Raw genomic sequence first — 24,276 nt, 5'->3', positions numbered from 1 at the left:
ATCACGTGGCGAGCGAAACTGCGAGGGCTCAGAGGGTGGGAAGGCTCGGGAGTCTACGCGAAGGTCGGCATCAAACTTCCAGGCCAGCGCTTTCGAGCTCGCGCAAAAACTGAAACGAGGCGGTGTGCCGATCGGCTTCGTCAAAGTTATTATCAGGAAGCGATCTCCGAAGCCACGCGCCTTCAAAAGCTTGCCGAAAACCAAACCGTGGCGTTGGCCCAGCGTGGTCAGGGTTCGTTCAATTGGAAGAAGCATTTCGGCGGTTGTGCAACTGCACCTGCCATATTCGGCTCGACGCTATCACGCCTAGGCCAGCGAGGAAAAGTAGAATGCTCTTGCTGGCCTAGTTTTCCGAGTCCAAGTCGAGTAGACTCTTTGAGCCGGAACAGAGCAGAAGTCGGGCAACTGCACCAACCGCTTCGGATCCTGCCGGGGCTAACGTCAACGGACTTCCAATAAGCATCTGAAATCTGAGTGCGGAGCGCTGCTCCGGCGCCGCGGTGCGATGTGGAAGCGACGTTCTGGTGCACACCAAATGCCCTCTCCGACGAAGCCCGTCCTCGATTATTCATACACTAGCTACCAACAGGAACAGCAGGGCGTGTCGAATTTTCCCGGCACGAACTTGGACGCTGATCTGGCCGAGCTCGTGCGCAGCGCCGACGAAACGATCGATGCGCTCGCGGACGTTCGGCGAAGCGATGGCAAGCTCAAAAATCAAGTCGTCACGCCCGACGCGCTGTCGCCGGCAACGCTGGCGCTGCTACCCGCGCCACCCAGCGGGACAGCGCTCCAATTGGGCAGCGCTGACGGGGTGCAATCTCGCGTTACCTTTGATAGATTTGGAACGCTCGGCAACTTCACATTTCGCCGGGCGAACGGTACGCCAGCGGCGCGCACAGCTTTGGGTATTGGCGATCCAATCGGAGGGTTCTCAGCTTTTGGCGCCTATGATGGCACCAACTATACGCTTACCTCCCGCGCCAATGTGCTTTTTAGCACCACAGAGGCATGGACGCCGACGGCTCAGGGTGCAAGCGTGTCTGCCACGCCAAACGGAACTACAGCGTCCGTCGTTGTCGACACGGCTACCGGCGAAGGCTTGCTTTTAGCGAGAGGCTTCTCGCGCGGTGTACCTGTCACCAAGACGGCCGACTTTGCCGTTGCCGCTACTGACAATTGGTTGATCAACAACAAGGCAGCTGCAACCTGCACCGTAACGCTCCCGGCCGCAGCGACATTTCCAGGGCGTGAAATCACGGTCAAGAACCTCCAGGCGTTCACCGTGGTCTCGGCTGCACCAAACGTCGTGCCAATGGCCGGTGGAGCAGCTACTGCAGCAATTCTGGCGGCCACCGCCGGCGAGTGGGCAACACTCGTCAGCGACGGCAGCAATTGGATGATCATGGCCGGAAACTGAGCCGCTGACAGCTTAGTGAAGCCGCGGCAACTGGCCAACCTGAGATGGCTTGGTCCTCGCCATGCGCCTACAGCCGGAACCGTTCGGTGTGCCACACGATCTTCCCGTCGATCCTCATCGGCTTGTGGATCATCAGCCGCTTCGGAAGGTGCTCAGGATGAACCTCGAGAAGCGTGATTTTGATTTGCGGTTTGCAGCGGTTGCAGTCGAATTTCAGCTTCAACGGATCGACACCGCCGCCATAGACCATCATGAGATCGGCCGATCGGCAGTAGCGGACGTTGCCGCAACTGCACTCGGCCTTCACAAGCATGTTGTGCCGGGTTGCCTTTCCCAGCGTGTCGATCGGATCATGCGCCATGGCGAACAAAATGAGGAACATATTCCTTTCCAGTCAAGAGAGATTGACTCCCGTGTTCCTATTTTGTTCACTGCTGGCAAATTGGAGACACCTCATGAAACCGATGATTGCGACTGAATCCGAACAGCCCGAAATCTACGCCACGGTCAGGCGTGAGATGCCCGTCATACACCGGGCTGTCAGCAAGATGGGAAAGCAGATGCGCGGCCTCTCGCCTCTCAGCCAAAAGGCGGCCATCGCTGAATTAACCGCCATATGGTGCCTGGCGAACTATCCCGATGACCTCGATCGTGCATTGTCTTTGGCAGAGGCCATACGCCATCAGGCCGACATCTATCTCCGTGAGAGCAAGAACGTCGGCGGCGCTCGCCACTGATGGTCCAGCGCAGCAGCAGCATACTGCCGCCATCGACAATCGACGAAAAATGGCCACACCAGGTCGCGCTGCCGGATGACCTCTGCACCGGTCGGAACCGGACCACGATCCACGACTACTGTCAGAAGCGTGGAATGACTTTCCAAATTAGGCACGTGCAAGCGGTTTGGCCAAACGGCAAATACGAGGAATATCGATTGCACTGCTTCGCGGATCCAGCCGAAGCAAAGGCGTTCCTTGATCATTTTCAAGGTGAGTCCTTTGATGCGAAGCGGGATCGGGAAAAGGGCAAAATCCGCGGCGTCTGGCGCCGCAGGGACGAGTATAGGAGAATTCTCGACCTTGGCCCGCTCAGCGTGCCTGAACTCCTGCGCAACTGAGGCAGAGCGATGTGCGGACGCTACACCAAATATCTGTCGTGGTCGGAAATCCACCGGCTCTACAGACTGACGGCGCCGGCCGAGACCGGACGCAACGATGAACCGCGCTACAACATTGCGCCCACACAGGATGTGCCGTTTGTCACTGCCGGTGAGGATGGCAACCACCGGCTGCGTGAAGGGCGCTGGTGGCTGGTTCCTTTCTGGGCAAAGGAAATGCCCAAGGCGGCGATGTTCAATGCGAGGATTGAGGGCGTCGACACGGCGCCCGCCTTCCGCGATGCCTTCAAGTCCAAGCGCTGCCTAATCCCTGCCGATGGCTTTTATGAGTGGACCATCTCACCGGCTGATGGGAAGAAAGACCCTTGGCACATCTACCAGCCAGGCCACGCGCCATTCTCGTTCGCCGGCCTTTGGGCCTACAATTCCAATCTCGACATAACCAGCTGCACCATCATCACAGAGCCTGCCGGAGACCCGATGAAGCAGTTGCATGATCGACAGCCTCTCATTCTCGACCAGGCATACTATGACGACTGGCTGGACCCGGCGACGCCCAAGGACAGCCTCAAGGACATTCTCAGCCACGACATCGACGATCAGTTGCAGTTCAATCGCGTTGGGCGTGAGGTGAACACGAGCGCCGTCAATAAGCTGCCCAATGACCATCCCGGCCTGGTCGGGCCGATCAACCCGTTATGAGCGACGAACCGAGCCGACTTGCCGAAGGGATGACGGCGATTCCGCGCGATCGACGACGCGTTGACAATCATGCGTGCGAGCACCCGGGCTGCGGTGAGGATGGAGGCTTCGGCTTTGCCCGACCACGACAGCCATCACACTGGTTCTGCCTGAAACATAGCGGCGACGGGGAACGGTTCCTCTAGGAGGTTTGAATGTCGGACAATGTACTGCCCACCCAGACCAAGCCGAAGCTGATTGTGGTCGTTGCATTTGATCGAGGCGAGGACGGCGAGCTATTCACCGCTTACGGCCCGACTGATCAGCAAAGCGAGGAGCGCGCGGTCCGCACGGCCAAGGCTCTGTCATCGAGCCATGTTGGTGTCATAGCCTGGAGCCGTGATGCAGACCCGGCGCTCGGCGACTATGGGCCGCCCACGACGCTGTTCGTCAGCGGCGACGTCCCGGACATGGAATGAGACTAGCCCGTTGTGCCGCCTTAGCGGCTCTGCATCGCCTCGAGGATGATCTCAAAGACGCTGCCCACCTCTTCGCTGATCTCGTCGGCTGAAATGCCTTCCTTGTCGGCCGCTCGCATTGCCTGGTCAGCGAGATCGGTGACGGTGCCGGGATCATCGGTGACTGCATCCGGCAGGTGCTCCGCCATCCATTTGTCGAGGAAGTTGAAGCCGCGTGTGCTCATGAGCAGATAAGTTCAAAGCGCATATTAGGTTCCGCTACTTGACCCCTGAGACGGCCGCACCTGGGTGGCCCGGTGGTGACGGTCGCGCTTGATGTTGTGCGGCTGGTGAAGCTCTAGCTTTCCCGACCTTACCGCCCTAACGGCTGCTTCGAAAGCGAGAGAAGTTCGGCCTCATCTTTTATCCCGGCCATGTAGTTGGCAATGATCCGAGAGGCCAACCGGCCCTGCGCACCGGGTGTTTGGTCGTCGACGAGTTTAAGCTGCTCGAAAACGCGCCCTAGCAAGGCCAATTCGGCAGGCTTAAAAATCCCGGCATCCACGGCTTTTCGTCTGATGGGCATGACTAGTGTTCTTCCCTCACCGTCTCAAGCCGCGAGCCCGAAATCTGTTCCGGAACATTTTAGCTCAAATGCATGTTTCAATGGTTATGAAGATCGAAGCCGACGAATGCCGGGCAGCGCTGACGCTCATCCGGCGCACTACCGAGGATCACTGTCCGCCTGGCGTGTTACCGAGCGAAGAGATGGTGAATGGCCTCTATGGGCCGGAACTGATCCACGAGGCGGAAGCACTGGCAGCTGCAATCGTCGCAACCATTGACCAGATGCAATTGCGCGTGATGATGAAAACGCCGTCTCCTAGTATCAAATAGAGACCGACACAGGGAAGCTCGCTTGGTCGCGCGACGGTGGGCTCGCACCGACCAGGGCAGGTGATGCGAGCCCGGCCGAGTCTTGCGGGACCTCGACCAGCAGCGAACACCCACTCGCTGCCGTTCTATCAACAANGTGATGCGAGCCCGGCCGAGTCTTGCGGGACCTCGACCAGCAGCGAACACCCACTCGCTGCCGTTCTATCAACAAGCCCCCAAATTTCAGGTTCCGCTAATGTACAAAAAAGCCCACCTCAGGTAGTGGGCAGTTTTGGGAGACACTGAAATGGGAACAGTGCGACCCGCCCGAAGTGTTTCGAGGCGACGATGTTCCAGGGGATTCACAGATTCGCGCTTTCGATCTTCAGAGAAGGGCGGTCAAGTTGCTCGGTTCGGGGGAGCTTCCAATCCTAGACGAGAAGACTGATCGCCAGCGAAAGCGACGGCATCTGCCTCATTTTCGAATGCTCGGGAATACGTTTCACCGTTCCTGCCTATGATGCGAACAACCCACTCGCCCAACGAATGGCCGATCTCTAGGAAGAGGGAAGACGAAGACGCCGGCCGGTACGTGACGCTGTCCAAAGCCCTCGGGAGGCTTGTCCCGCCAAAATCGGCACCATCGGAGGAATGAACTTCACGCATGCACTGACTCCCGAGACCGCGAGTCAATTAGCGCGTGCTTAATTAGTTCCAGAACGTTTTAACGAATCGTTGACCGCGCTGTCCCATTATAGGACGGCGCGGTCAAACCCCAACCTTGGCTGCGCAGGCGGCTTCGGCATTGAGTTCCACCCGAACTGTCGGAGCCGCCACCCACATTCCACAATTTGCCAGCAATGGTTGAATCAACCGTTACTGCACGTGCTTTCCAGGGCACTTCCCTGATCGTTAGACTTTGACGGAACAAACCGGGGATTCACAGATTTGAGTTTCGATCTACTTGCCCGGACCGAAGCGATCTTCGACGATATCGCCAACGCCCTCAGAGAGCCCCGCTNGCCCCGCTCAGACGTGTGGCGCCCAGTCCGCGCCAGCTTGTTCCTTGGCCTTGCCATCGGACTGGGGGTTGGCCTTGGAATGGCTGGCCACTAGGGAAGCGGCCCATCATCGGGCCTTCGAGTTGCGCAGCTGCGGCAGCAGCTATAATAGATCGACTTCAAAATCGAGGACTCGCACCATGACCGACGCCCACGACCACGCCGCTGAACTGGTAGAACTCACGGCTGACGTGGTGTCCGCGTACGTCAGCAACAATCCCTTGCCAGTCGCGGGCTTGGCGGACCTGATAGCCTCAGTGCACGCGTCGCTGTCTGGCATCGGCCATCGCGTGGCTGCCGCGACCGAAGAACCAGTGCCTGCGGTAAATCCAAAGAAGTCAATATTTCCCGATTACATCATCTGTCTTGAAGATGGTAAGCGGTTCAAAACCCTTCGGCGGCATCTGCGCGTGGATTTCGGTCTCACTCCTGACGCGTATCGAACGAAGTGGAACTTGCCATCCACTTATCCGATGGTCGCTCCCAACTATGCGGCCTCACGGTCTGCCATGGCGAAGTNAAGTGGAACTTGCCATCCACTTATCCGATGGTCGCTCCCAACTATGCGGCCTCACGGTCTGCCATGGCGAAGTCGATCGGTCTGGGTAGGAAGGCACCGCAGCCCACGGCAACTGTAACGGGCAAGGCAAGGCAGACGGCTAAGGCTAAAGCGTAGGTTCCGCGCTCACACCATTACCACCGCGACATCAATCGGCGATGTATGCATCGCGGCGGACCTGTCCGCTCTTGGCCGGCACCCACCCAGGTTCCCCAAAACCACTGGCGCCGGCCATTCTGGAGGCACGTCAGCTTCGTATAGGAGCCCAAACTTTTCTTGTTGAAGACCGCTTTCGACAGTACGGTCCCCGTTTGGCCTGATTGCTGGGGAGGCAACACCATGGCTGTCGTAGTTCCAATTCGCAAAGCACACCCTCGTGTCGAAGTTGGCGAAGCCTGCGGCGAGTGGTTTGTCCGCGTGGTCGAGGAAGACCAGGAACTTACCCGATCATTCGCGATCGAATCCTATGCCTTGGCATTTGCAGAAGGCCAAAGGATGCGTCTGCATCTCAACACGTTTTTGCGGCTGTAGAGCAAGCCTATGCAGAGGTCCGCAGGGCTACTGGCGAACTTGGGCGATAGCATCGAAGCCATCGGCCCACCACATTGCGACCATGGAAACGCGACAACTGCACCAATTGCTCAAGTTGTTGCCATCGAGATCGGAAATGGCCAGCGCGGAAATGGTGATGGGCATCCTCGTCTATCGAGAGGTTGAACTGCGCCGCCAGCGGGGGACGGGCGGCAACGTGTTGCCCTTCCCTGGTCTCGGGACTCCACCTATCCAGCACTAGGCAGCGACGCCGGACCTGTAAGAGGCCATCGGATAGCGCATCCCTGTCGGTGATTGTTTCACGGTCTTGAGCAGCACTTCATGCGGATCCTGCACGGCCTGGTGGTTGTCGCAGCTCGGCGACAAGCGGGCTGACGATGCCTTGTGCAGCCGTTCCGCCTCGGTCCTGAGCGGCGAGCTGTTCCTGCGAAACTCGTTGTGAGGGGTTTTCGTCTTGACCATGGTAGCGAACTCCGTTGAGGGGATCGCGCAACGAGGGACATGTTTCCGGTTCTTGCACAAAAAAAGCCCGTCGCGGCAAGCGACAGGCTTTCTATGGGACTTCAGGGATTAGAATTTGTAGGCGATGCCGAAGCGAACCTCGTTGGTCTTCAGATCAACATCCGATCCCGTATCTTCAAATGATTCGCTGCCGAAGTCAGTATAGCGATACTCGGCGCGCAGCAGCAGATTGTCCGTCATGGCATAATCCAAGCCCACGCCTATCGTCCATCCTGTAAATGTATCTCCAAACGAACCTGGACCGGTATCATTGCTTATTTTGATGTCGCCAAACGCAATGCCACCCGCAATATAAGGAAGAAAGCGATCAGCTGCATATCCCAGGCGAAGTCTTGCCGCCCCACTCCAATTGAGTTCTTCGGTGACGCTGGCGCCCGGAATTGGAAAACCAGGAGCGGCGAATACTTGGCCGCTGCCATCAACATTCGCATAGACGACGTCCAGTTCCGCACCAATCACGATGTTGTTCGACATCTGATAGTTGTAACCGGCGTAGACGCCTCCAAGGAACCCATCAGGGTCTGTGTCTACAAAGCCCGGTCCACCGATTTGGTCAACGCGACCATCACCCCAAGCATAGCCTGCCTGAAGGCCGACATACCCCCCTGTCCAGCTAAAGACCGGCGCGGCTTCTGCAACGATGGCATCGGCAGCAAAGGCTGACGACGTCAGCAACGACAATGACAAAGCGAAAAGCAGCTTCTTCATAAGTGATCTCCCATAACTGCCTTTTTTGGTAGCAGAGCGCGCCGATTCATGCAGTTGTTTTTCTGCCACAGTTGGCGCAATTCAAAGCGCCGCCTGCACTCGCATGAGGCCCCTATCTGCCACCGGCGGCGATCGGATCGCCCCTCCCCACGATGGGCAGCTGCTCGGCTATCCCTTGTCCAGAAGGTTCAGGCCGCGAACACTCATTCTGGTTGCCCAGAACCAGAATTAACATCGAGGAGGGTACGATAAAGGCTGTCGACCTCCTTGTCGTCGAACGCCTCGGTCAGCTCGCTTTCCGCAATCCCCTCAGCCTCCGCGTCGGCGATTAGCCGCTTTGCGAGCTGCTCGATCTCCGCTCGCTCTTTCGGCGCACCGGCGTCGGATAGATCGTGTTTCCATTGGTTCAAGAATAGGACGGCCGGCTTGCTCATTCGGGAACACCTGGGGCAAAGTGCACGACGGCATCGACCAGCGTCCGATATAGGCTATCAACCTCTTCGTCGATCTCTTCGCGCTTGATCGTCAAGGCTTTAGCGTCGGCATACAATTTGTGTATGTACTCACTTACCGAAACGGCGTCGGTCTTAGCCGTTTCGGGGAGATTGTTGCCGATCGCCCGATCGAGAAAGTTGACGCCGCGTGTGCTCAGGCGTAGGTGGCCCGCTCCTGATCTTTCTTAGCCGCGGCCATCTGTGTCATCCTCTTGAAAGTCCTGCAGTGAGGCGTGGCGCAGGTCATCCTCGCCGCGCAGGTGCTTCACGCGTCCAATTAGCCCCGGCTTGAGCCATTGCGTCGCCGGCCGCTTCATGCCCTTCGGCGCGGGCCCGGCGTGTTCCCCCGCCGGCGGCGCAGTTTCCAGGACACGTGAATTTCAACACAACTCCGGAGCAGAATACCCGCTTTCACGGATGAGCTGCTCGGCATCTAGGGTCCAGTTTCAGATGGGAGCGCCCTCCGTCACCACTTGACCCGCAACCCCAGTGAGCCGGTCAGTGCATAACTGTCACCGAAGTCTTTCAGACGTGTCCGGGCGAGAGCTTCGCCAAAGACCGAGAACTTGTCGCCGGCCCAATTGATCGTACCGCCGACGCCGAGACCGCCCCAGAGCTGCTGGTCTCGGCTTGAGAGATTGGTGCCGGCCAGGTCGACCGAGGAGCCATCCCCAAAATCATAGTAGAGGTTGGCGATGCCGTAGAGGTTCGTGTGGCCGGCGCGGCCCGCACGGTCCTGCCACTGCGTCTGGTGGTCGAGCGAGAGGCCGAGGCGGCCGAGCAGGCTGTCGTTGGTGCCGGGGGTAACCCTAGCGCCAAAGGCGTCGGTGAAGGCGTCGAGATCGACCGACGACCAGGCAAGCTGCGCTTGCGGCGTCAGCGACCAATTGGGATCGAGCATGATGCGTTTGCCCGCTTCGACACCGAGCGCGTAGCCGACGCCGTTGTTGCCGTCGACGAGCCGCTGTCCGGCGGTCGCCGAGTCGAGATTGCTGTCGTACCAGACCACCTGCGCCTGGCCGTCAAGGTAGAAGCCTTCCGCGCCGTACCAGGTCAACGAGCCGGAAACGCCATAGCCGGTCGTATCGATGGACCCGCTGCCGAACACCGACGAGATGTCGGCGGATACCGTGCCATACTGGAAGGCGACGCCGCCGATGAGCTGACCGGCCGCGCTATCCGAGACAAGCATGTCGGCGCCGGTCTGCAGCCTCCAGGTCGAGGTATCATACGTCGTTGCGGTGGTGGAGCTTTCAGGATCGTAGGAGCCGCTGGTGCCTTCGATCCTGCCCCACAGCCCGATACCGGCCTCGGCCTTTACATCGTCGGAGATACCGTCCGCGCCTTGCGCTTCTACGGTCCACGAGCGGTTGCCGAGCCGCTGCTGCAGCGTACCCAGTTGATTGTAGCTCTGCAACACGCCCGCATAGGCTTCGTACACAGGTGCACCGGCCTGGAAGAGCAGGCTGTTGTCGAGTTCGGAACGGAGATACCAGTCGCCATCGCCGGGGGTGTTCACGCCGCCCTGGTAGAGCCTGTAGGCATAGGCGCCCGCGACGACCGCCGCATCGCCTTCGAAGATATAATTGCCGTTGAGCGAGAAGGTGCCGTTCGAGATGCCGCCGACGTCGACGATCTTGATGCCTCCGACCGTCTGATCGCCCGAGCCGCCGACATTGACGACCTGAAGGGTGCTCGTCCCCGACGTGTTGCCCGCGATCACCAGCATGTCGGTCAGCGAACCGTCACCACCGAGCTCGGTGTGGAGAACGACGTTGCCGCCATTGCCGACGTAATCGCCGCCGATGGTCAGCGTTTTGCCGAGGCCGCCGCCCGCGATGCGCACCGTTCCGGCGTTGCTCAGCCCCGCAATCGACTGCGAGGTGCCGCCAAGATCGAGAGTGGCGCCCGAGGCGACGGAGAACTGCGAGGAGGAACTGAACGCGTTCGCAGCGCCCGCGGCAAGCGTGCCGCCGGTGACCGAAGTTCCGCCAGCAAAGGCAGAGTTGTCCGAGGCGAGCACCAGCGTGCCGTCGCCGCTCTTGATGAAATTGCCGGCGCCCGAGAGCACGCCGGCATAGCTCGCATTGGCAGCCTGGTCGAATGTAAAGGAGGCGCCGGCGCCGATCGCGGCATCGCCGCCGAAGCGCTCGGCCGCCGAGACGAGACCACCCTGGTCGATTGTCCAGTCAAGCAGAGAGGTGCCCGACAGCGTTAGCGATCCCGCGCCATCCTTCACCATCACGCCGGTGCCCGAGATATTGCCTGCAAAGCTGGCGTCCGCCGCCTGGTCGAACACGACGGTTCCGGCATTGCCGATGTCACCACGGATCGAAGCCGCATTGCCGACAAGCGTGCCGGCTGTGATCGTCGTGCCCCCCGCATAGGTGTTGACGCCCGTCAAAACCAGCGTGCCGCCTCCGGCTTTCGTGAGGCCGCCTGCGCCCGAGACGGCATTGCTGAGCCTGAGGGTCGTGCTGTTGTCGGTCAGGAACGTTCCGTTGCCGGTCAGGGCGACGCTCCGGTCGCTGGCTATGTCGGCGGTCGTCTGCAGCGTGCCGCCATTGAAGGTCAAGCCGCCCGAAGGGGCTCCCAAATTGCCATCGCTTGAAATCTGCAGGACGCCGCCGGACAGCGTCCACGGCGTAACTGCAGTCGTTGTCCCCGTCAGTGTCCAGGTGCTGCTTCCGGTTTTTTCATAGAGTCCGAAGCCATCGTATTTGGCGCCAGCGCCGATCTGGGACACATCGAAACTTGCATTGGTATCGCCGCCTAGCTTGAACGTATCGGCATTGCTGAAGGCAACCACATTGCCAGTGATGTTCGAGCCGGCCTGAATCTCCAAGGAATTGACGCCACCGGTGAACTGGATGGCTCTGCCGGCTACCGGCGTTCCACCACCCGCGCCGACTGCGCCACCTGTGATCGTACCCGCATTGATGACGGCGATGTTGGAGCCCTTGATCCCAGCGCCGCCATCGCCTGCCGTTCCGGTCGCCCCGGCCTGACCACCAATGCCGCCAATGATCGTCGCCCCGGTCCCGTTGATGACCGTTCCACCCGAAAGTAGAAGAACACCAGCGCCACCGTCCCCACCGCCGCCGAGCAGGGTTCTTCCGCCGGCACCCCCGAGCAGATGTCCGCTGTTCTGGATTGTCCCGCCGGCAGTCAAGACGATGGCAGCTGCGCCACCGCCGCCGCCTGATTGGACCCCAACTATAAGGCCACTCGTGCCGCCGGTAACGCTGCCGCCCGCCTCTACAAACACGTTTGCAGACGAAAATATGCCGACGCCGCCACCGCCACTGCCGGAAGTGCCACCGGTTCCGCCTCGACCGCCAGTGCCACCAGCCACCGATCCGGTGCCAGTAACTGTAACGTCGGCCGTGGCACTGACGCCGACACCGCCACCGCCACCGCCGCCGCTCCTGACGACGTTGTTCGTGCCAGGTGAGCCTGTGGCGCCAGCCCCGCCGCTGATGCTGGTTGAAATTGTCCCCTCTGTGGAAATGACCTGACCCGTAGCACCAGTCGCACCGGCAATGCCATTTGGGCTGTTGGCCGTGAAGACTCCCGCTCCCGATCCCCCGGGCGCACCGTTACCCGTTGTTAGGTCAACGCCGCCACCACCGCCGCCGGCGGTCGACCCATTGGGGATACTCTGACCCGTGGCGCCCGCTAGTGCACCGTCCACACCCCCCTGTCCAGCACTCACGCCTGTGCCATTGCCGCCATCGGCCCAAGCCGGCGCGGCGCTCAGCGCAAGGGTGACCGTAAGAATCGCAAAGGCAGAAGCGCTCCAGCGAAGCGACGCTGGCTGCTGCAAGCGCGCGAGATGCAAAACCCAAATCCCATCGCGCGCCAAAGTCCGCTCCGCCATGCCTAAGCTCCCTGATTCCTGAGTGCGCTGAAGGCAGCATGAAAGCTATTCGCCCGCAAGACGTTTACAGTCATGAGAGCTACCAAGAAGCTAACGGTGATCAGTAAAATGAAGTCTGCGGCTGTTTGAGTGACAGAAATACGTCACATTAGATTTCGCTTATTAAGAAAGACCTTACCCAAACTCGAGAACAATCTCGCCGTTGACGGTCTTGATCTTGCCAAAACCGTCCACCGCCACACCATCAAAGCCCTGCAGCCACGCGTCGGCATGCTCCTGCCAGTAAGCTGGCACCGCGCGCTCCTTGCCATCCTTGCGCGCCTGCGCACCGTACATCCATGCATTAGGTGACGCGCTCCTGATCTTTCTTTACGCACGGCCATTTGCATCATCCTCCCAGAAGTCCAGCAACCTTGCGTGCCGCAGCTTCTCTTCGCCTTTGAGGGTCTTGACCCGGCCGACTAATCCGGGCTTCAGCCACTCGGCCTTGTCCTTTTTATGCCCCTTCGGGACCGGGCCGCCAACCTTGCCCTGGACGCGATCCCATAACGCCCGCCGCTTGTCGGCAGTGAACGAGACGAATGCACCGCCTTTGTAGTGGCCCTTTTCAGCCATGATCACCTGGGCAGCTTTGCCGCGCTCGCGCTGCGCGCCGATGATCTCCATTTCCTTTTCCTCAAAGCACTTGATCTTGCGCCAGGCGCTCGTCTTGCCGCTGAGATATGTGCTGCCCTTGAGCTTCGAGACCATGCCTTCCAGCCCGGCCTTGTCGACTAGGTGATAAACCGCGTCGCCGGTGCCAGGCATCGCCTCGCTGAATTGAATGTGCCCAGCGGCCGGGATCATTTCGTGCAGGATCTCGCGACGATCTTCGGTCGGCATCCCGCGCAGGTCATGGCCGTTCAGGAACAGCAGATCGAATGCGACCAGGTAGATATCCGGCGACGGGCGCCGCAACCCAATCACCGCCTGCATGGCATGGAAGTCTGGCAGGCCGGCATCGTTGATCATGATAGCTTCGCCTTCGAGGATGAAGCTTTCCGCGTGGATCGCCGCCGCCTCTTCGGCGAGATAGCGATATCGAGCCGTCCAGTCGAAGCCGTTCTTTGTGAAGAAGCGGATGCCGTCTTCATCCTTGATGACCTGAGTGCGGTAGCCATCAAACTTGATTTCGTGGCTCCAATCGTCGCCGGCCGGCGGCACATCGAAAAGCTCGGGCTCCATTGGCCGGATGAATTTTAAACGCATGAACACACCCACACCCGGCCATTCAATAAGCTTAAGCTAAAATGGTTCCGAAACCGGAAACCGGCTTTTGGTGCAACAAACACGCTAACTGAACGTTGCTCGATATTCGTAGGAGGAATCGAGATATGGTCGACGACAAGAGCAAACGGGATTTTCGCGATCGGGACCGTGTTTCAGCCGATGAGGATTATCGTGTTTCAGCCGATGAGGATTATGAGGTCGAGTATTTCGCCACGAAGGCCGGCATTACCCCGCAGCAGGTCAGGGAACTGATCGCGAAGCACGGCAACCAACGCGAGACACTGGAGCGGGAAGCGAAGGCGCTGCGGAAATAATGACCAGGCTATCGGATCTCGGCAGACCAATAATCGGGCATCGACATGAAGGCCCGCCCGCGAGCGAGCTCGATCACTTCATGCCTTGCCCTGTTTGCGGCCAACAGATCGACATGCGCGACTTTCGCCAGGTCGCTTATCATGCCGATCCGGATCACGATCAGCCTCTCGAACTAGACGCTTAGGAACACAAGTGCCGAAATACCACGTCGAGGAAATGGACGGCGAAACCGTGACGGCTACGCACATCGTCCACGCCACAACGCCGATCAGGACGGCGCGGGAAGCGACAGAGCGCGACCTCACCCTGCCCACCAGCGAACCCATTTGGATCAGGGTTGCCGACGAGAAGCGCGGCCATATATTCGAATATAGTTTCAGCCTGTAGCTGACGATCCAACTCGGCTAGCTGAGTTTTTGAATGGCATACCATGCCGTCGACCTCGATACGCAAGTTCGACTATGACCCCAGCACCAAGGTTCTCTCGGTTTGGTTTGTAGCGAGCGGGAAGCATTACGAGTTTTTGGACGTACCTGCTGAGGCCTTTGCCGCGTTCAAAGCTGCCTTTGCCAAGGGCGTCTATTTCAACGTTTACATCCGGAACCGTTACGCATTCCGGCTCGCGCCAGGGAGGGCAGCAGGCTCGTCGGGCGGTTGACACAATTTCGGATTCAAAGCGGCCCGCGCCACCCAAGAAGGAAAGCGCGGACCCGACCAGATGCAGCCGCCGGGCGGACCGGACGGCTTATCGTCGATTGGATCGCTGCCGCCGCATGGGGCTCTGCGGAGCCGGCCGGCTGGACTCCAAACCATAACAGTAGCATCCTCTCATCGGGGAGAGGGGTTTGGACAAATACCGATACGACAATCGGTCGGGCCAATGGGGCAATCGGACCGTCACTAAGCTGCGGGGTGCACGCCAATTGGCTGGCATTCCGAAGCGCCTGATTTTCGTCACGGTGGCTGCAATGTCCGCCTTCGTGACGCAGTTCGTCCTGCGGCACAGCAGCCGTGCACCCGAGATCCATCTTTCGAGCCAGATCAGCCATAGCCCAGGGCTGATCGCCGGTGTCGCCTCGGTCATCGACGGCGATACGATCGAGATCCACGGCCAGCGCATCCGCTTCAACGGCATAGACGCGCCCGAAACCCGACAGATATGTAAAAACGCGAACGGCGCCGACTATTCCTGCGGCCGGAGATCGGCCCAAGCGCTGGATGCCTTCCTGGCGGCATCGAGACCAACCGACTGCACATTCGTGACGTGGGACCGCTATCACCGATTTGTAGGCGACTGCCGGCGCGCCGACGGCACCGGCGTGGCTATCTGGATGGTCGAGCAGGGTCAGGCGCTGGATTGGCCCCGCTACAGCCAAGGCGCCTATGCAAGGCAGCAGGCGACCGCGAAGGCCGCGAAGGTCGGTCTGTGGGCCGGCACGTTTCAGGTGCCCTGGGAATGGCGCGCGGCGCACGCTGAAGGCACGACGCCGTCGAGCCAGCCGTTTGGCCTCGTCAGCCGCAAGCTGGTCGCGCAGAGCGGCTATTCGTGCCAGCCACGGCGGACCTGTTCGCAGATCGGCTCGTGCGATGAGGCCCAGTGGTATCTGCAAAATTGCTCGTGGGGCGGAAAGCTCGACCGCGACAAGGATGGCATCGCGTGCGAAAGCCTTTGCTAGGAGCGTGGCGCGATGGTGACGAGAACCGCAAAAATACTGGTGCTTTGCAAAACCTACCCTTCGCCGAGCAGCAAGTATTCCGAGACCTCATGCGTAGCCGGAATGGAGGAAACAGGTTCCCTGATCAGACTGTTTCCAGTGCCGTTTCGGCTGATCAAGGATGACCAGCAATTCAAGAAATGGCAGATGATTGAAGCCACGATCGAAAGGGCAAGAGACGACAACCGCCCCGAAAGCCATCACATAAAGGTCGACACGATTAACAAGGTTGACGCTCCCCTCTCGACCAAAAATGGATGGGCCGATCGGCGGGCGTATCTAAGCAAGGCGCCTATCTTCGACGATTACGCCGCGGTCGAGGCATCTCGAAAAACCGCAGGCAGCACACTTGCATTTTTGCGACAGTCCAAAATCATTGGGCTCGACATCACAGCGGCAGCGAACCCGGACTGGACATCCCAGGAGCGAAAGAAACTATTGCAGCATCAGCAACAGGCTGGGCTTTTCGATGATGCAGACGCTCCAGCAATTAGAACCCTTCGGAAGCTGCCACACGACTTCCATTACCGCTATCGGTGCACCGTGGGGGGTATTGACGCAGAGTATCGGCACAAAATCGTCGATTGGGAAATTGGCGCTCTGTATTGGAATTGCCGGCGGGGGCACGGCAAAGATTGGGAAGCCCCCTTTCGCGCCAAGCTAGAACACGATCTACCTGCGGCCGACCTCATTTTCTTGATGGGAACGATCCACAGGTTTCCAGATCAGTGGCTGATCGTCAGCCTGATTTATCCCCCTAGGCGGCAATCGCCTCAAATGGCTCAACGATCTCTGTTTGATCTTTGAGATGAGCGATTGAAGAACCTGTTTTGCGGGCCGCCGCTCTCGCCACATAAGTCCGATGGCAAAGGTTATGGTCTGCTTCGAAGCAGACCAGGCATGAACTCTTCGACCGAGCGAGGCTCGCCACTTCGTCAACAGCCGATTCCTGACCGCCCAGGTATTGCAGAAAACTTTTTGTATAAATCGACCAGTTCCCATCTCGCTTGTAACGGTCTCGAACTGGCTTTGGGCACCCCATTGCCTTGGCATGAACATAGGAAATTCCGGCGGCGGCTAGCGCCTGCTCAAAAGCCACTTTCGAAAAGCCACGTTTGCGGGATAGAGGGGTTGCGCGCACGTCAATGACCTGACTGACGTGTGCCGATTGTAGTCTCTCGATGAAACGTTCAATCGTCAGCCCCTCGTATCCGAACGTGTAGATGCGCGTGGCCATGCACTGCCTCCTGTTTGCTGACCTTATAGCGGGATCGGCAAAATCTGGAAGATACGACGGTTGTGTGGGAAATTTGTGTGGGATAAGCGAATATCGTTCGCAAAAATCCTGTCAACCACTTGATGCCCTTCCCGAGAGATGGGTGACAGTTCATTCCGGAGACATGGGTTACACTTTCGGCCCTTTGCAAGGAGAGCAAGGTGCCTTGGAAGGAGTGTAACGTCATGGAAGAGCGGCTGAAGTTCATTGCCCGGCTGCTGGACGGCGAGAAGATGGCGGTGCTTTGCCGTGAGTTCGATATCTCGCGCAAGACCGGCTACAAGATCCTCACACGCTACAATGACAGTGGCCTTGAGGGGCTGACGGATCGATCACGCCGACCCTACCGCCACGCCAATCAGCTTCCGTTTCAAATCGAGAAGCTGATTGTGCGCCTCAAGCAAGACAAGCCGACCTGGGGTGCGCCAAAGATACGCGAACGGTTGGCCCGGCTGTATCCTGACGTTCACCGGCCTGCGATCTCGACGGTGCATGCGGTTCTCGACCGCCATGGCCTGGTCGAGCGCCGCAAGCGAAGGCGCAACAGGGCGATGGGAACACCACTTTCAAACGGCTATCGGCCCAACGATCTGTGGTGTGCCGACTACAAAGGCGAGTTCATGCTCGCCGATCGGCGCTATTGCTACCCGCTGACGATCACCGACTTCGCCAGCCGCTATCTCATCGCCTGCGAGGCGTTGTCGACTACCAAGGAAGCCTATGCCTTCACGGTGTTCGAGAGCGTTTTCAAAGAGTTCGGCCTGCCCAGCGCCATCAGGACCGACAACGGCGTTCCCTTTGCCAGCCCAAACGCGCTGTTCAATCTCAGCAAACTGTCGGTCTGGTGGCTGCGCCTGGGCATCGACATCGAGCGCATCCAGCCGGGCTGTCCGCAGCAGAACGGGCGCCATGAGCGCATGCACCTGACTCTCAAGAAGGAAACCACCAAACCGGCTGGCGCCAATTTCCTGCAGCAGCAGGCCAGGTTCGATGACTTCATCAATGAGTTCAACTCAGAACGCCCACATCAGGCGCTCGACATGGCCTGTCCAGCCGAGCGCTACACGCCGTCACCGCGCATCTATGCCGGCCTGCCGGATCTCGATTATCCGTTTCACGACAAGGCCGTCACCGTCACCACCTGCGGCCGCATCTGCTACAATCGCAAGAAGATCAACCTCAGCCTCGTCTTTGCCGGCCAGACCGTCGGCATCAAACAGGTCGAGGACCATATCTGGCTGGCTTCCTTCATGGATTATGATTTGGGCTACTTCGATGATGAGACATGCAGGCTCGAACCACTCCAAAACCCCTTCGGGCCAAAAGTGTTACCCATGTCTCCGATATAAACCGTAACCTATGTGTCCGGAATGGACCTGAATTCATTGGCGCACCCGACAGGATTCGAACCTGTGACCTCTGCCTTCGGAGGGCAGACAAGACAATGTTGTTTCTTGTGGCGGCTAGTTGCGAGCCTCAGCGCGGATCCCTGACCGTCGGCGATCGGCTGGCCTTCGATGATCGGCTCGCGAACTCAACTCCGACTGAGAGTTTCGACACGACGGAGGAGGTTCCTGGCTGAATTGTGATTCCAGACGCCTGAACGCGGCGAGAGGACACCAGCCTCGTTAAGTGCGTGTGCCAAGGCTGATGGTGAAACTTTCGCACCGGGCAGTAGTTTCTCCTTTTGCGATCGCACGAAGTCCGCGAGTCCGCGTGCAAATGCGTCAGCCTTGGCCTGGTTTGCCGAGTTGCCTCTCTTCCAGTTATCGGCCGAAGGCTTCTTTCGAGTGCCTGTTGACCTTAGTCCGCTCTTTATAGACCTTTCACGGTTTACCCTAACTATCACGGCTCGGTTCATCAACTTGCTTCGCGTCTCCGACGACAGTGATCGCCAATGGTCGTCGCTACGCACATCCCAAATATCAACGAGGATGGTATCGAGGGCTTTCACACACCCAACGATTTTCTCCGCCGGAGTTCGAGACAGCGACTCCGAAATATCAGCCATGACTAGCGAACATTTGAGCTCTCCTGCGTGGCGGAGCGCCGTTCGGAATTCTAAGCTCTCCGTAAAAGCTGTTTCGGTGTTGGTTGTGGTTTTGAAAGGTGTGGGGGCGAGACGATAATTATTAGCCGCAGCCCAATGTTGGATCATCCTGCGCTGTACGTTCAGCCACGAGAGCTTGCGTAGCTCTGAAAGCGTGCGAGGTTGTCTCCCCACATGGCTAAAATAGAATGCCACAAACTGCTTCTGATCTGTCATTGCAATGACTGCACTATGTTCAGTGTTTTCAATTTGATCTGCTGCCTCTTATCTCGCGCACGGCAGAGGTTGGCGCGACTTATCAGGCAGCGTCACCAGAGCACACATCGCGAGTTCATGCACAAAGATGCTAGACGACGCTCGGAGCGCGCCCTGAGCGTCCCCTGAGCGAACCTGATGTGCTCGTACGCCATATCGAACATGTCGCGATCCCAGATGCGATATCGGCCCAGTCCCAGGCGGATAAGCTGACAAGGCGGGCAGTTCCGTAACAGGGAGAGGGTTGTTGTTGAACTCATCTACCGCTTTCTGAGCCTTCATGGTCGGCAGCCGTGCTCGAACCGAACTTTTCTCCACGCATCGAAGCGCGTCGCGAGCGTTCTGAGCAGTCTCGACTCGTTGACGGCGTTGCTCTTGCGAAAAAGGCAGGCTCGGGCATCTAATAACTTGTCTTAGACGCAATGACACATTGGCGCCTAACATGAAGCCATCGCAGAACCTTTGCATCTCACCTGTCTCTACGAAATCGTAGCCGCGGCGACACGATCACCCAGATGACGCAGTGCCATCAGCACGCGACCGGTCAGCTCCTTGTAGGCGATCATAGGCATCTCTTGAGTTGTCGACCTTTCAGCCTTAGCGTTTCCTATCTTTCTTGCCTCCGTGCGCATGGTCATCTGAAGCGCTCCGGTTCGCCTAGCTCTTGCATCGTCCATGGCCTGCAGCCCTACAACGCCGCTATTCAGGAACTTGGTTCGACGTTCATTCTCTCTGAGATGGCTTAGAGTAGCGTGGTTACCCTTTGGCAGCGCACCCGCATCTGCAAACGTCGGCAGCCTGAACTGGAAATACCGGCCTTGAAATGTTTGGAAGCGGAATGCCATCAGGCTCGCCATTGTGTCGATGCCTATGCTTCGTAGCTCGGAGTTCGAAAGCGTTACCTCAATTCTCACGCGCCTCTCATTCTTGGGGAGGATCAAGCGTGTCCCGGTGCCTTTGTTCTGTTGGTCCATGATCTTGGTCATGGTGCGCCAGGACGGTGAAGCTTTCTTTGCGCCCACGTAGTAAGATGAATCAGCTACAGCCGGCCGGTCCTTATCGGTAGCCAGAAGCAGTTCGTCGTTTCGGTCGGGGCTGCCTTTCTGAGCCGCCAGTACGTGAGCAGTTTTCCTTGTACCCTTCCCCCATGTGAACCGCGGCCGATCAGATGGTTCTGAAATGACATCCCGGCCCGGAAGATGGCTTCGGACGAGAACGCCAAACATTTTCGCCATGCTGACGTCCGAAGGCACCTTGGGACGGAAGTCCACGCTGACCTCCAGGTTCTCGACCATGGTCGAATGAGCCAATCCCCACCTGTCGTTGATCGCGAACTCAGCGGCCAGGAGGTCCTTTATTTCCGGTTCCTGAAAGCGGACGCGAAAATCCCGGTATTGGACTTCATCCTCGTCGCGGCTTTGCCAAACGAAAGACCTGGTACCAATGGCCTTTTCGAGTTCAGCGAAAATCCATTTCCGCTGGGTCGGACGAACCGTGTGGAAAACGAGATCAACCCAGTCGAGGACGGCTGTAGTGATATACGCGCCGAAATCGATCTGCGGCTCAAGCGTCAAGCGACCCCGCAGACGAGCTTGGGTGTTTGGCAGCCGGCTGCATTCATAGCGGATCTCTGCGGCTGGAGAGCCGTCCTTGTTAGCCATTGTGATGGTCGCGCCTAGGGTCATCCACTTGCTTTCGTTCCTAGCGGGTTATCGGGTTTGTTCCACCTTGGACCCTGTCTTAAGCTGACCGTGCTCTCTGGGCGGCCGGTAGACCTAAGATTGGCAGCCACAGTGTCAAGGAAGCTCACCTGAACGTTACGTTGCCGGTTCAGCTGATGTGTGCATTCAAACGCGCCGGCCGGTGGAGAGCTTCCCTGACCGCGTGGCGATTGGTATGTTGGATGTACGCTCGGGTTCTTCCCTTGCGTTAGGATGACCATCTTGTGCAGGAGTGTTATTAGCCGGCTAGCCGCGCGCATCGGGGGCGCCGGTCACCCGGCGCCCGTAAGTTCTGGCTACTGCCAGAGCCCCGTAGTGGAGTCGTTGGCCATCGGCAGAGCTACAAGCTTACCAACCTGTTCCACCACCGTATCGATCTTGGAATATTCGACCCATTTTTTTGATGGGTAGGGTTCTATAGCCCGCAGTGCGTCGCGGATAAGTTCCGCTCTTTTACCGACAATGCGAAATCGCCTGAGCGTCACCAAAATAGCCGAGTGCTCAGGATCATAACGCCCGTGCCACGTCCAAGTGTCATACCGATCTGCCGGGAGGGAAATTTCCCCCAGCTCGCATATCAGCGCATTGATAACCGGTCCGGGCAGGTAATTCTTGCCGGGAAATATCTCAGGCATGCCCATGGCGCCGTAACAGTCCGAAATGGCCTTGCTGTTGCGGAACTTCGCAAAGTCATAGACGTCGTGGGAGGCGCATTTGAACCGCCTCCTCGCCGTCCAGGACCACGGTTTCGGCCTTTTTGGCTTTGGACTCCGGAGGGTCGCGATCACGCTGCATTCCTTTTCTCTGCTGCAGAGGCTTTTTCAGCCATCAGTGCTTTGAATTCGGCGTCCCTCACAATACGTCGCGCGGTAGAAGTGTCGCCGATCGTTTGCTCCCATGTCATCAGCTTCGCGCGCGTCGACGCATCGAACTCAGGATCGTTTTTGTCTTGCCGGTCGGCGACAAATTTGTCCCATGCGTCGTGAAGCTCGCCGTACATCGCACCGATCTCAGTTCTGTCCTTGTTGCACTGCTCCATATGTATTTCGAACGGCGTTGATCGACCTTCCAATTGATCGATTTGCCACTCAGAATCACGAATGGCTTCCTCCGCTTCTCCAATCTCAAAGCCCAACCGACGAGCGTCACGCTCTTTGCGGCCGGCTGCTCGCGCGACTCGCTTGATAGCCATTTGCTCAATCGTCGGCGGCGTGTTTCTAAAGGTAAATTCGGATACCCCGAACTCGTGGTCTTCGGGCTCGTCCCCGCCGTAGTATTCGTCGCGGATGGCGTTGATGGTTTCCGCGTCATCGGGGAGTTCTGCGGCCGCCCACTGCAAGAGCTTTCTCACGGGAATATGTATATAGTTAATGTGGAATAATATCTGGATTGCAGTCGGAAACCGGAATGCCAAAATACGGTTATATTCGTCGCCATTTTCCAAATCCTCCTCTTCCGTACCGCCATTAAATCCCCCGCCGTCGCCACTTGAGCCCAACCCGTCGAGCTCAGCTAGTACGGATTCGATGTCTGACTTTGTTAGCTGCGGATCTGCGGGGAGCATGATGGCGACTATGGGTTCGCCTGCTTCATGTCGAGAAGCGGATGGGATCTGCTGAGCAGTAGATTTGCGCGGGTCTTCCATTGGGTATCTCCATGTTTGGGGCGGGAATTGATCGAGATGTTCGATATAGCGGAATCCTCGCGGTTCCCGCGGAGATCAGCGAAGATTCGCTTGTTGCGTAAGACATGCGGAAGATCAGTCGCCTTGAACTCACGGCAAGGCGAAGTGCTTCCACAATGACTGGAAACACTGCGGGTTCGGGATGTCCTCCGTCAGGGCAGAAATGCACCGGCGAGAGGTATCGCCGACGCTAGTCCACCCAAATTTTGGTCACCGTATCAAGCTGGTGAGGTGGGGGGGCGGTGTCCCGTCGCGCCTTCGAACAAGCCTTCCAAGAACACCACGCGAATCTGCAAGTCGAGCCGGGGTCATCGTCTCGATACGGTTCTTCAACCGAAGCGTTTCAGTGACCGGCAATTCGCTTGCCCCGGCTATCGAAGCCTGGATGTCGAGCGTGCTCGAAGTTGCCAAGAGCGAGGGGGCGGTGGTATCGTGTTTCTTTGTGATTTCTCCTGTTGATGAGTGTCTTCGGGAACTTGCAGTATCGGGCATGACCGAGTTCGCGCTTGGTCATGCCTTTCTTTTTGGAGTGTCTTGGTCTCTTAATCCTCCTTAGCTTTCCATTGTGGCAGCGACCGGCGGACTTCCCTGTCCAATAACCCCACGATGCGGTTGAGCTTCGCTAGTTTTTTCACGATTTCGTGCCGCCCTTCAGGCGTGGCTTGTTCGGCAAGTCTGTGAAGTCGATCTTCCTCGCGTTTAATCTCACTCAGTTTGTAGCGGTTGATTATCCCTGCAAGCTGAGTGGCCGCGTCTAGCAAATTGGCGACCATGATCTCCGCACGGCCTATAGAGCCGGCATTATCCACGTAGTCATCGTAACCGCCCTTCTCGATTTCACCGGTCGCAGACTTTGGATCACGGTCATCCTCAAACTGGTGGGGATGTATGCCGGCAACGTCTAGCGACATCTCAAAATTCGAGGCGTCAGGGTCGTCCTTAAAGAACTTGAAAAACGGTTGTTTCAGAAAGGCTCGCGTAGCTTCTTGCTGCGCCTCACGAGCTAGGCGTTTCCGTTGACGGTAATCGCGCTGATATTGTGCGGGTGTCTTGACCATGTCGCCTCCTTTGCAGCGAACTATAACACTAACGCGTTAAATGTCAACATCCTCGTTCATTTAGCAACGCGGTCACCGTTTCGGACGAACGGCACCTAGGGTGCAATGCGTGCTTCCGCATTGCGCGTGCTTTGTTGGCAGGCATTTGACGGACAATGTAGGCGGCAATACGAGAACACCACAGCGTTCTGCAGGTCGGCTTTGCAATCTGAGACCCAGTGCCTTGTACTTACGAAGTCCCAGGACATCGGATAGGCCGATTTTTCCTGCGGACCCTGAGAGAAGATCGGCCACAAATAAACGGTCATTGAAAGCGAAAAGCGAAGAACCTCAATTCACCACCACGCCACACCTCTGCACAAGCCTCTCTAAGATGTACGTCTCGGCAGGCGGCTCGTGGTCTCTCTGTGCTCTCGCTACCTACATAGCTAATTCGCTCTATATGGCGGTGCTATTATTCTGATGCTGGTCAAGCTGTTGCCGGCTGCGTGCTGCTTCGACCAATGGGGCTTGCCAGATAGCTTCCGAGATGTATCTCGCGCAACCGCTGCGCCGACGGCTGGCGGTGCCCGGTGAGCTTCTCTGTCTGTTTTGGTGTTCGACCC

The 24,276-nt window shown here is 58.1% G+C and carries 30 protein-coding genes and 1 pseudogene; 15 read left to right on the top strand and 16 right to left on the bottom strand.

The genetic code is table 11. The features are described 5' to 3' along the window. Positions 1 to 535 precede the first annotated feature (535 nt). Positions 536 to 1,420, top strand: a complete 885-nt coding sequence (locus tag X733_RS162665; protein WP_023817538.1) for a hypothetical protein — start codon at positions 536 to 538, stop codon at positions 1,418 to 1,420. 67 nt (positions 1,421 to 1,487) lie between these two features. On the opposite strand, the gene X733_RS162670 is transcribed toward X733_RS162665, so the two are convergent. Continuing rightward, positions 1,488 to 1,802, bottom strand: a complete 315-nt coding sequence (locus X733_RS162670) for a hypothetical protein (protein WP_023817536.1) — start codon at positions 1,800 to 1,802, stop codon at positions 1,488 to 1,490. A 73-nt stretch (positions 1,803 to 1,875) separates the two neighbouring features. On the opposite strand from X733_RS162670, the gene X733_RS162675 reads away from it, so the two are divergent. The 4 genes from X733_RS162675 (at position 1,876) to X733_RS162690 (ending at position 3,697) form a co-directional block, all read left to right on the top strand. After that, the gene (locus tag X733_RS162675) at positions 1,876 to 2,157 is read left to right on the top strand and encodes a hypothetical protein (RefSeq protein WP_023817534.1); all 282 of its coding nucleotides are present in this window, start codon (positions 1,876 to 1,878) and stop codon (positions 2,155 to 2,157) included. Beyond that, complete coding sequence (locus X733_RS162680) at positions 2,157 to 2,537, top strand: hypothetical protein (RefSeq protein ID WP_023817532.1); 381 nt, start codon at positions 2,157 to 2,159, stop codon at positions 2,535 to 2,537. The genes X733_RS162675 and X733_RS162680 overlap by 1 nt, the downstream gene beginning before the upstream one ends. Before the next feature lie 9 nt (positions 2,538 to 2,546). Beyond that, positions 2,547 to 3,239: an SOS response-associated peptidase gene (locus tag X733_RS162685; protein WP_023817530.1), complete on the top strand. Its 693-nt coding sequence runs from the start codon at positions 2,547 to 2,549 to the stop codon at positions 3,237 to 3,239. Between the two features lie 194 nt (positions 3,240 to 3,433). Beyond that, on the top strand, positions 3,434 to 3,697 hold the full coding sequence (locus X733_RS162690; protein ID WP_023817528.1) for a hypothetical protein: 264 nt from the start codon (positions 3,434 to 3,436) through the stop codon (positions 3,695 to 3,697). 20 nt (positions 3,698 to 3,717) lie between these two features. Here the strand turns inward: X733_RS162690 and X733_RS162695 are convergent, their stop codons facing one another. Together X733_RS162695 and X733_RS162700 are read right to left on the bottom strand one after the other, a co-directional pair. Further along, a complete protein-coding gene (locus X733_RS162695) occupies positions 3,718 to 3,921 on the bottom strand; it encodes a DUF768 domain-containing protein (protein WP_023817526.1) in 204 nt (67 codons plus the stop codon). A 128-nt stretch (positions 3,922 to 4,049) separates the two neighbouring features. After that, entirely contained in the window at positions 4,050 to 4,262 is a 213-nt protein-coding gene (locus X733_RS162700; protein ID WP_023817524.1) for a hypothetical protein, read from the bottom strand. Positions 4,263 to 4,342: 80 nt separating this feature from the next. On the opposite strand from X733_RS162700, the gene X733_RS162705 reads away from it, so the two are divergent. From X733_RS162705 to X733_RS162710, 4 genes and pseudogenes are all read left to right on the top strand, one after another. Then, positions 4,343 to 4,573 carry a hypothetical protein gene (locus X733_RS162705; RefSeq protein ID WP_032910840.1) on the top strand — a complete coding sequence of 77 codons (231 nt, stop codon included), beginning with the start codon at positions 4,343 to 4,345 and terminating at the stop codon, positions 4,571 to 4,573. Positions 4,574 to 5,753: 1,180 nt separating this feature from the next. Further along, a pseudogene (locus tag X733_RS1000000167545) lies at positions 5,754 to 6,080 on the top strand (MucR family transcriptional regulator); the annotation flags it as partial. 80 nt (positions 6,081 to 6,160) lie between these two features. Continuing rightward, a complete protein-coding gene (locus X733_RS1000000171415) occupies positions 6,161 to 6,289 on the top strand; it encodes a hypothetical protein (RefSeq protein ID WP_348625853.1) in 129 nt (42 codons plus the stop codon). Between the two features lie 222 nt (positions 6,290 to 6,511). After that, positions 6,512 to 6,703 carry a hypothetical protein gene (locus X733_RS162710; protein WP_023817519.1) on the top strand — a complete coding sequence of 64 codons (192 nt, stop codon included), beginning with the start codon at positions 6,512 to 6,514 and terminating at the stop codon, positions 6,701 to 6,703. Positions 6,704 to 6,961: 258 nt separating this feature from the next. On the opposite strand, the gene X733_RS162720 is transcribed toward X733_RS162710, so the two are convergent. From X733_RS162720 to X733_RS162740, 7 genes are all read right to left on the bottom strand, one after another. After that, positions 6,962 to 7,186 carry a hypothetical protein gene (locus tag X733_RS162720; RefSeq protein WP_023817515.1) on the bottom strand — a complete coding sequence of 75 codons (225 nt, stop codon included), beginning with the start codon at positions 7,184 to 7,186 and terminating at the stop codon, positions 6,962 to 6,964. Between the two features lie 108 nt (positions 7,187 to 7,294). Beyond that, positions 7,295 to 7,954, bottom strand: a complete 660-nt coding sequence (locus tag X733_RS162725; protein ID WP_023817512.1) for an outer membrane protein — start codon at positions 7,952 to 7,954, stop codon at positions 7,295 to 7,297. A gap of 203 nt (positions 7,955 to 8,157) precedes the next feature. Further along, on the bottom strand, positions 8,158 to 8,388 hold the full coding sequence (locus X733_RS162730) for a DUF768 domain-containing protein (RefSeq protein ID WP_023817510.1): 231 nt from the start codon (positions 8,386 to 8,388) through the stop codon (positions 8,158 to 8,160). Further along, positions 8,385 to 8,606, bottom strand: a complete 222-nt coding sequence (locus X733_RS1000000167540; protein WP_023817508.1) for a DUF768 domain-containing protein — start codon at positions 8,604 to 8,606, stop codon at positions 8,385 to 8,387. Before X733_RS1000000167540 ends, X733_RS162730 begins: the two co-directional genes overlap by 4 nt. Positions 8,607 to 8,914: 308 nt before the next feature. Then, the gene (locus X733_RS162735) at positions 8,915 to 11,620 is read right to left on the bottom strand and encodes an autotransporter outer membrane beta-barrel domain-containing protein (protein WP_023817505.1); all 2,706 of its coding nucleotides are present in this window, start codon (positions 11,618 to 11,620) and stop codon (positions 8,915 to 8,917) included. A gap of 882 nt (positions 11,621 to 12,502) precedes the next feature. Continuing rightward, the gene (locus tag X733_RS1000000170110; protein WP_196813687.1) at positions 12,503 to 12,664 is read right to left on the bottom strand and encodes a hypothetical protein; all 162 of its coding nucleotides are present in this window, start codon (positions 12,662 to 12,664) and stop codon (positions 12,503 to 12,505) included. A gap of 33 nt (positions 12,665 to 12,697) precedes the next feature. After that, positions 12,698 to 13,576 (bottom strand): ATP-dependent DNA ligase, encoded by an 879-nt coding sequence (locus tag X733_RS162740; protein WP_023817503.1) that lies wholly within the window; start codon positions 13,574 to 13,576, stop codon positions 12,698 to 12,700. A 125-nt stretch (positions 13,577 to 13,701) separates the two neighbouring features. Between X733_RS162740 and X733_RS162745 the strand changes: the two genes are divergently transcribed. Further along, complete coding sequence (locus X733_RS162745; RefSeq protein ID WP_023817501.1) at positions 13,702 to 13,911, top strand: DUF3606 domain-containing protein; 210 nt, start codon at positions 13,702 to 13,704, stop codon at positions 13,909 to 13,911. An 8-nt stretch (positions 13,912 to 13,919) separates the two neighbouring features. On the opposite strand, the gene X733_RS1000000169365 is transcribed toward X733_RS162745, so the two are convergent. Next, the gene (locus X733_RS1000000169365; RefSeq protein WP_023817498.1) at positions 13,920 to 14,069 is read right to left on the bottom strand and encodes a hypothetical protein; all 150 of its coding nucleotides are present in this window, start codon (positions 14,067 to 14,069) and stop codon (positions 13,920 to 13,922) included. 35 nt (positions 14,070 to 14,104) lie between these two features. On the opposite strand from X733_RS1000000169365, the gene X733_RS162750 reads away from it, so the two are divergent. The 4 genes from X733_RS162750 to X733_RS162760 all read left to right on the top strand — a co-directional run bounded on the left by X733_RS162750 (position 14,105) and on the right by X733_RS162760 (position 16,434). Beyond that, on the top strand, positions 14,105 to 14,299 hold the full coding sequence (locus X733_RS162750) for a hypothetical protein (RefSeq protein ID WP_023817496.1): 195 nt from the start codon (positions 14,105 to 14,107) through the stop codon (positions 14,297 to 14,299). A 43-nt stretch (positions 14,300 to 14,342) separates the two neighbouring features. Next, complete coding sequence (locus tag X733_RS162755) at positions 14,343 to 14,570, top strand: KTSC domain-containing protein (protein WP_023817494.1); 228 nt, start codon at positions 14,343 to 14,345, stop codon at positions 14,568 to 14,570. A 187-nt stretch (positions 14,571 to 14,757) separates the two neighbouring features. After that, positions 14,758 to 15,588 (top strand): thermonuclease family protein, encoded by an 831-nt coding sequence (locus tag X733_RS0133915; RefSeq protein ID WP_196813686.1) that lies wholly within the window; start codon positions 14,758 to 14,760, stop codon positions 15,586 to 15,588. 12 nt (positions 15,589 to 15,600) lie between these two features. After that, complete coding sequence (locus X733_RS162760) at positions 15,601 to 16,434, top strand: hypothetical protein (protein ID WP_023817490.1); 834 nt, start codon at positions 15,601 to 15,603, stop codon at positions 16,432 to 16,434. Here X733_RS162760 and X733_RS1000000167530 read toward each other — a convergent pair. Then, positions 16,385 to 16,864 carry a DUF488 domain-containing protein gene (locus X733_RS1000000167530; protein WP_081740573.1) on the bottom strand — a complete coding sequence of 160 codons (480 nt, stop codon included), beginning with the start codon at positions 16,862 to 16,864 and terminating at the stop codon, positions 16,385 to 16,387. The two genes, X733_RS162760 and X733_RS1000000167530, sit on opposite strands and share 50 nt — an antisense overlap. 224 nt (positions 16,865 to 17,088) lie before the next feature. Here X733_RS1000000167530 and X733_RS162765 point away from each other — a divergent pair, with 224 nt between their 5' ends. Continuing rightward, complete coding sequence (locus X733_RS162765; protein ID WP_031192996.1) at positions 17,089 to 18,252, top strand: helix-turn-helix domain-containing protein; 1,164 nt, start codon at positions 17,089 to 17,091, stop codon at positions 18,250 to 18,252. A 1,435-nt stretch (positions 18,253 to 19,687) separates the two neighbouring features. On the opposite strand, the gene X733_RS162770 is transcribed toward X733_RS162765, so the two are convergent. From X733_RS162770 to X733_RS162780, 4 genes are all read right to left on the bottom strand, one after another. After that, a complete protein-coding gene (locus tag X733_RS162770; RefSeq protein ID WP_155924137.1) occupies positions 19,688 to 20,869 on the bottom strand; it encodes a hypothetical protein in 1,182 nt (393 codons plus the stop codon). Positions 20,870 to 21,225: 356 nt separating this feature from the next. Continuing rightward, the gene (locus X733_RS0133910; RefSeq protein ID WP_031192995.1) at positions 21,226 to 21,717 is read right to left on the bottom strand and encodes a hypothetical protein; all 492 of its coding nucleotides are present in this window, start codon (positions 21,715 to 21,717) and stop codon (positions 21,226 to 21,228) included. Then, positions 21,714 to 22,574 carry a hypothetical protein gene (locus X733_RS162775; protein ID WP_023817484.1) on the bottom strand — a complete coding sequence of 287 codons (861 nt, stop codon included), beginning with the start codon at positions 22,572 to 22,574 and terminating at the stop codon, positions 21,714 to 21,716. The genes X733_RS0133910 and X733_RS162775 overlap by 4 nt, the downstream gene beginning before the upstream one ends. A gap of 581 nt (positions 22,575 to 23,155) precedes the next feature. Next, complete coding sequence (locus tag X733_RS162780; protein WP_023817482.1) at positions 23,156 to 23,671, bottom strand: hypothetical protein; 516 nt, start codon at positions 23,669 to 23,671, stop codon at positions 23,156 to 23,158. Positions 23,672 to 24,276 lie beyond the last annotated feature (605 nt).

It is taken from the genome of Mesorhizobium sp. L2C066B000 (assembly GCF_000502335.1).
Lineage (GTDB): Bacteria > Pseudomonadota > Alphaproteobacteria > Rhizobiales > Rhizobiaceae > Mesorhizobium.
This window is presented reverse-complemented; position numbering and strand designations above follow the sequence as displayed.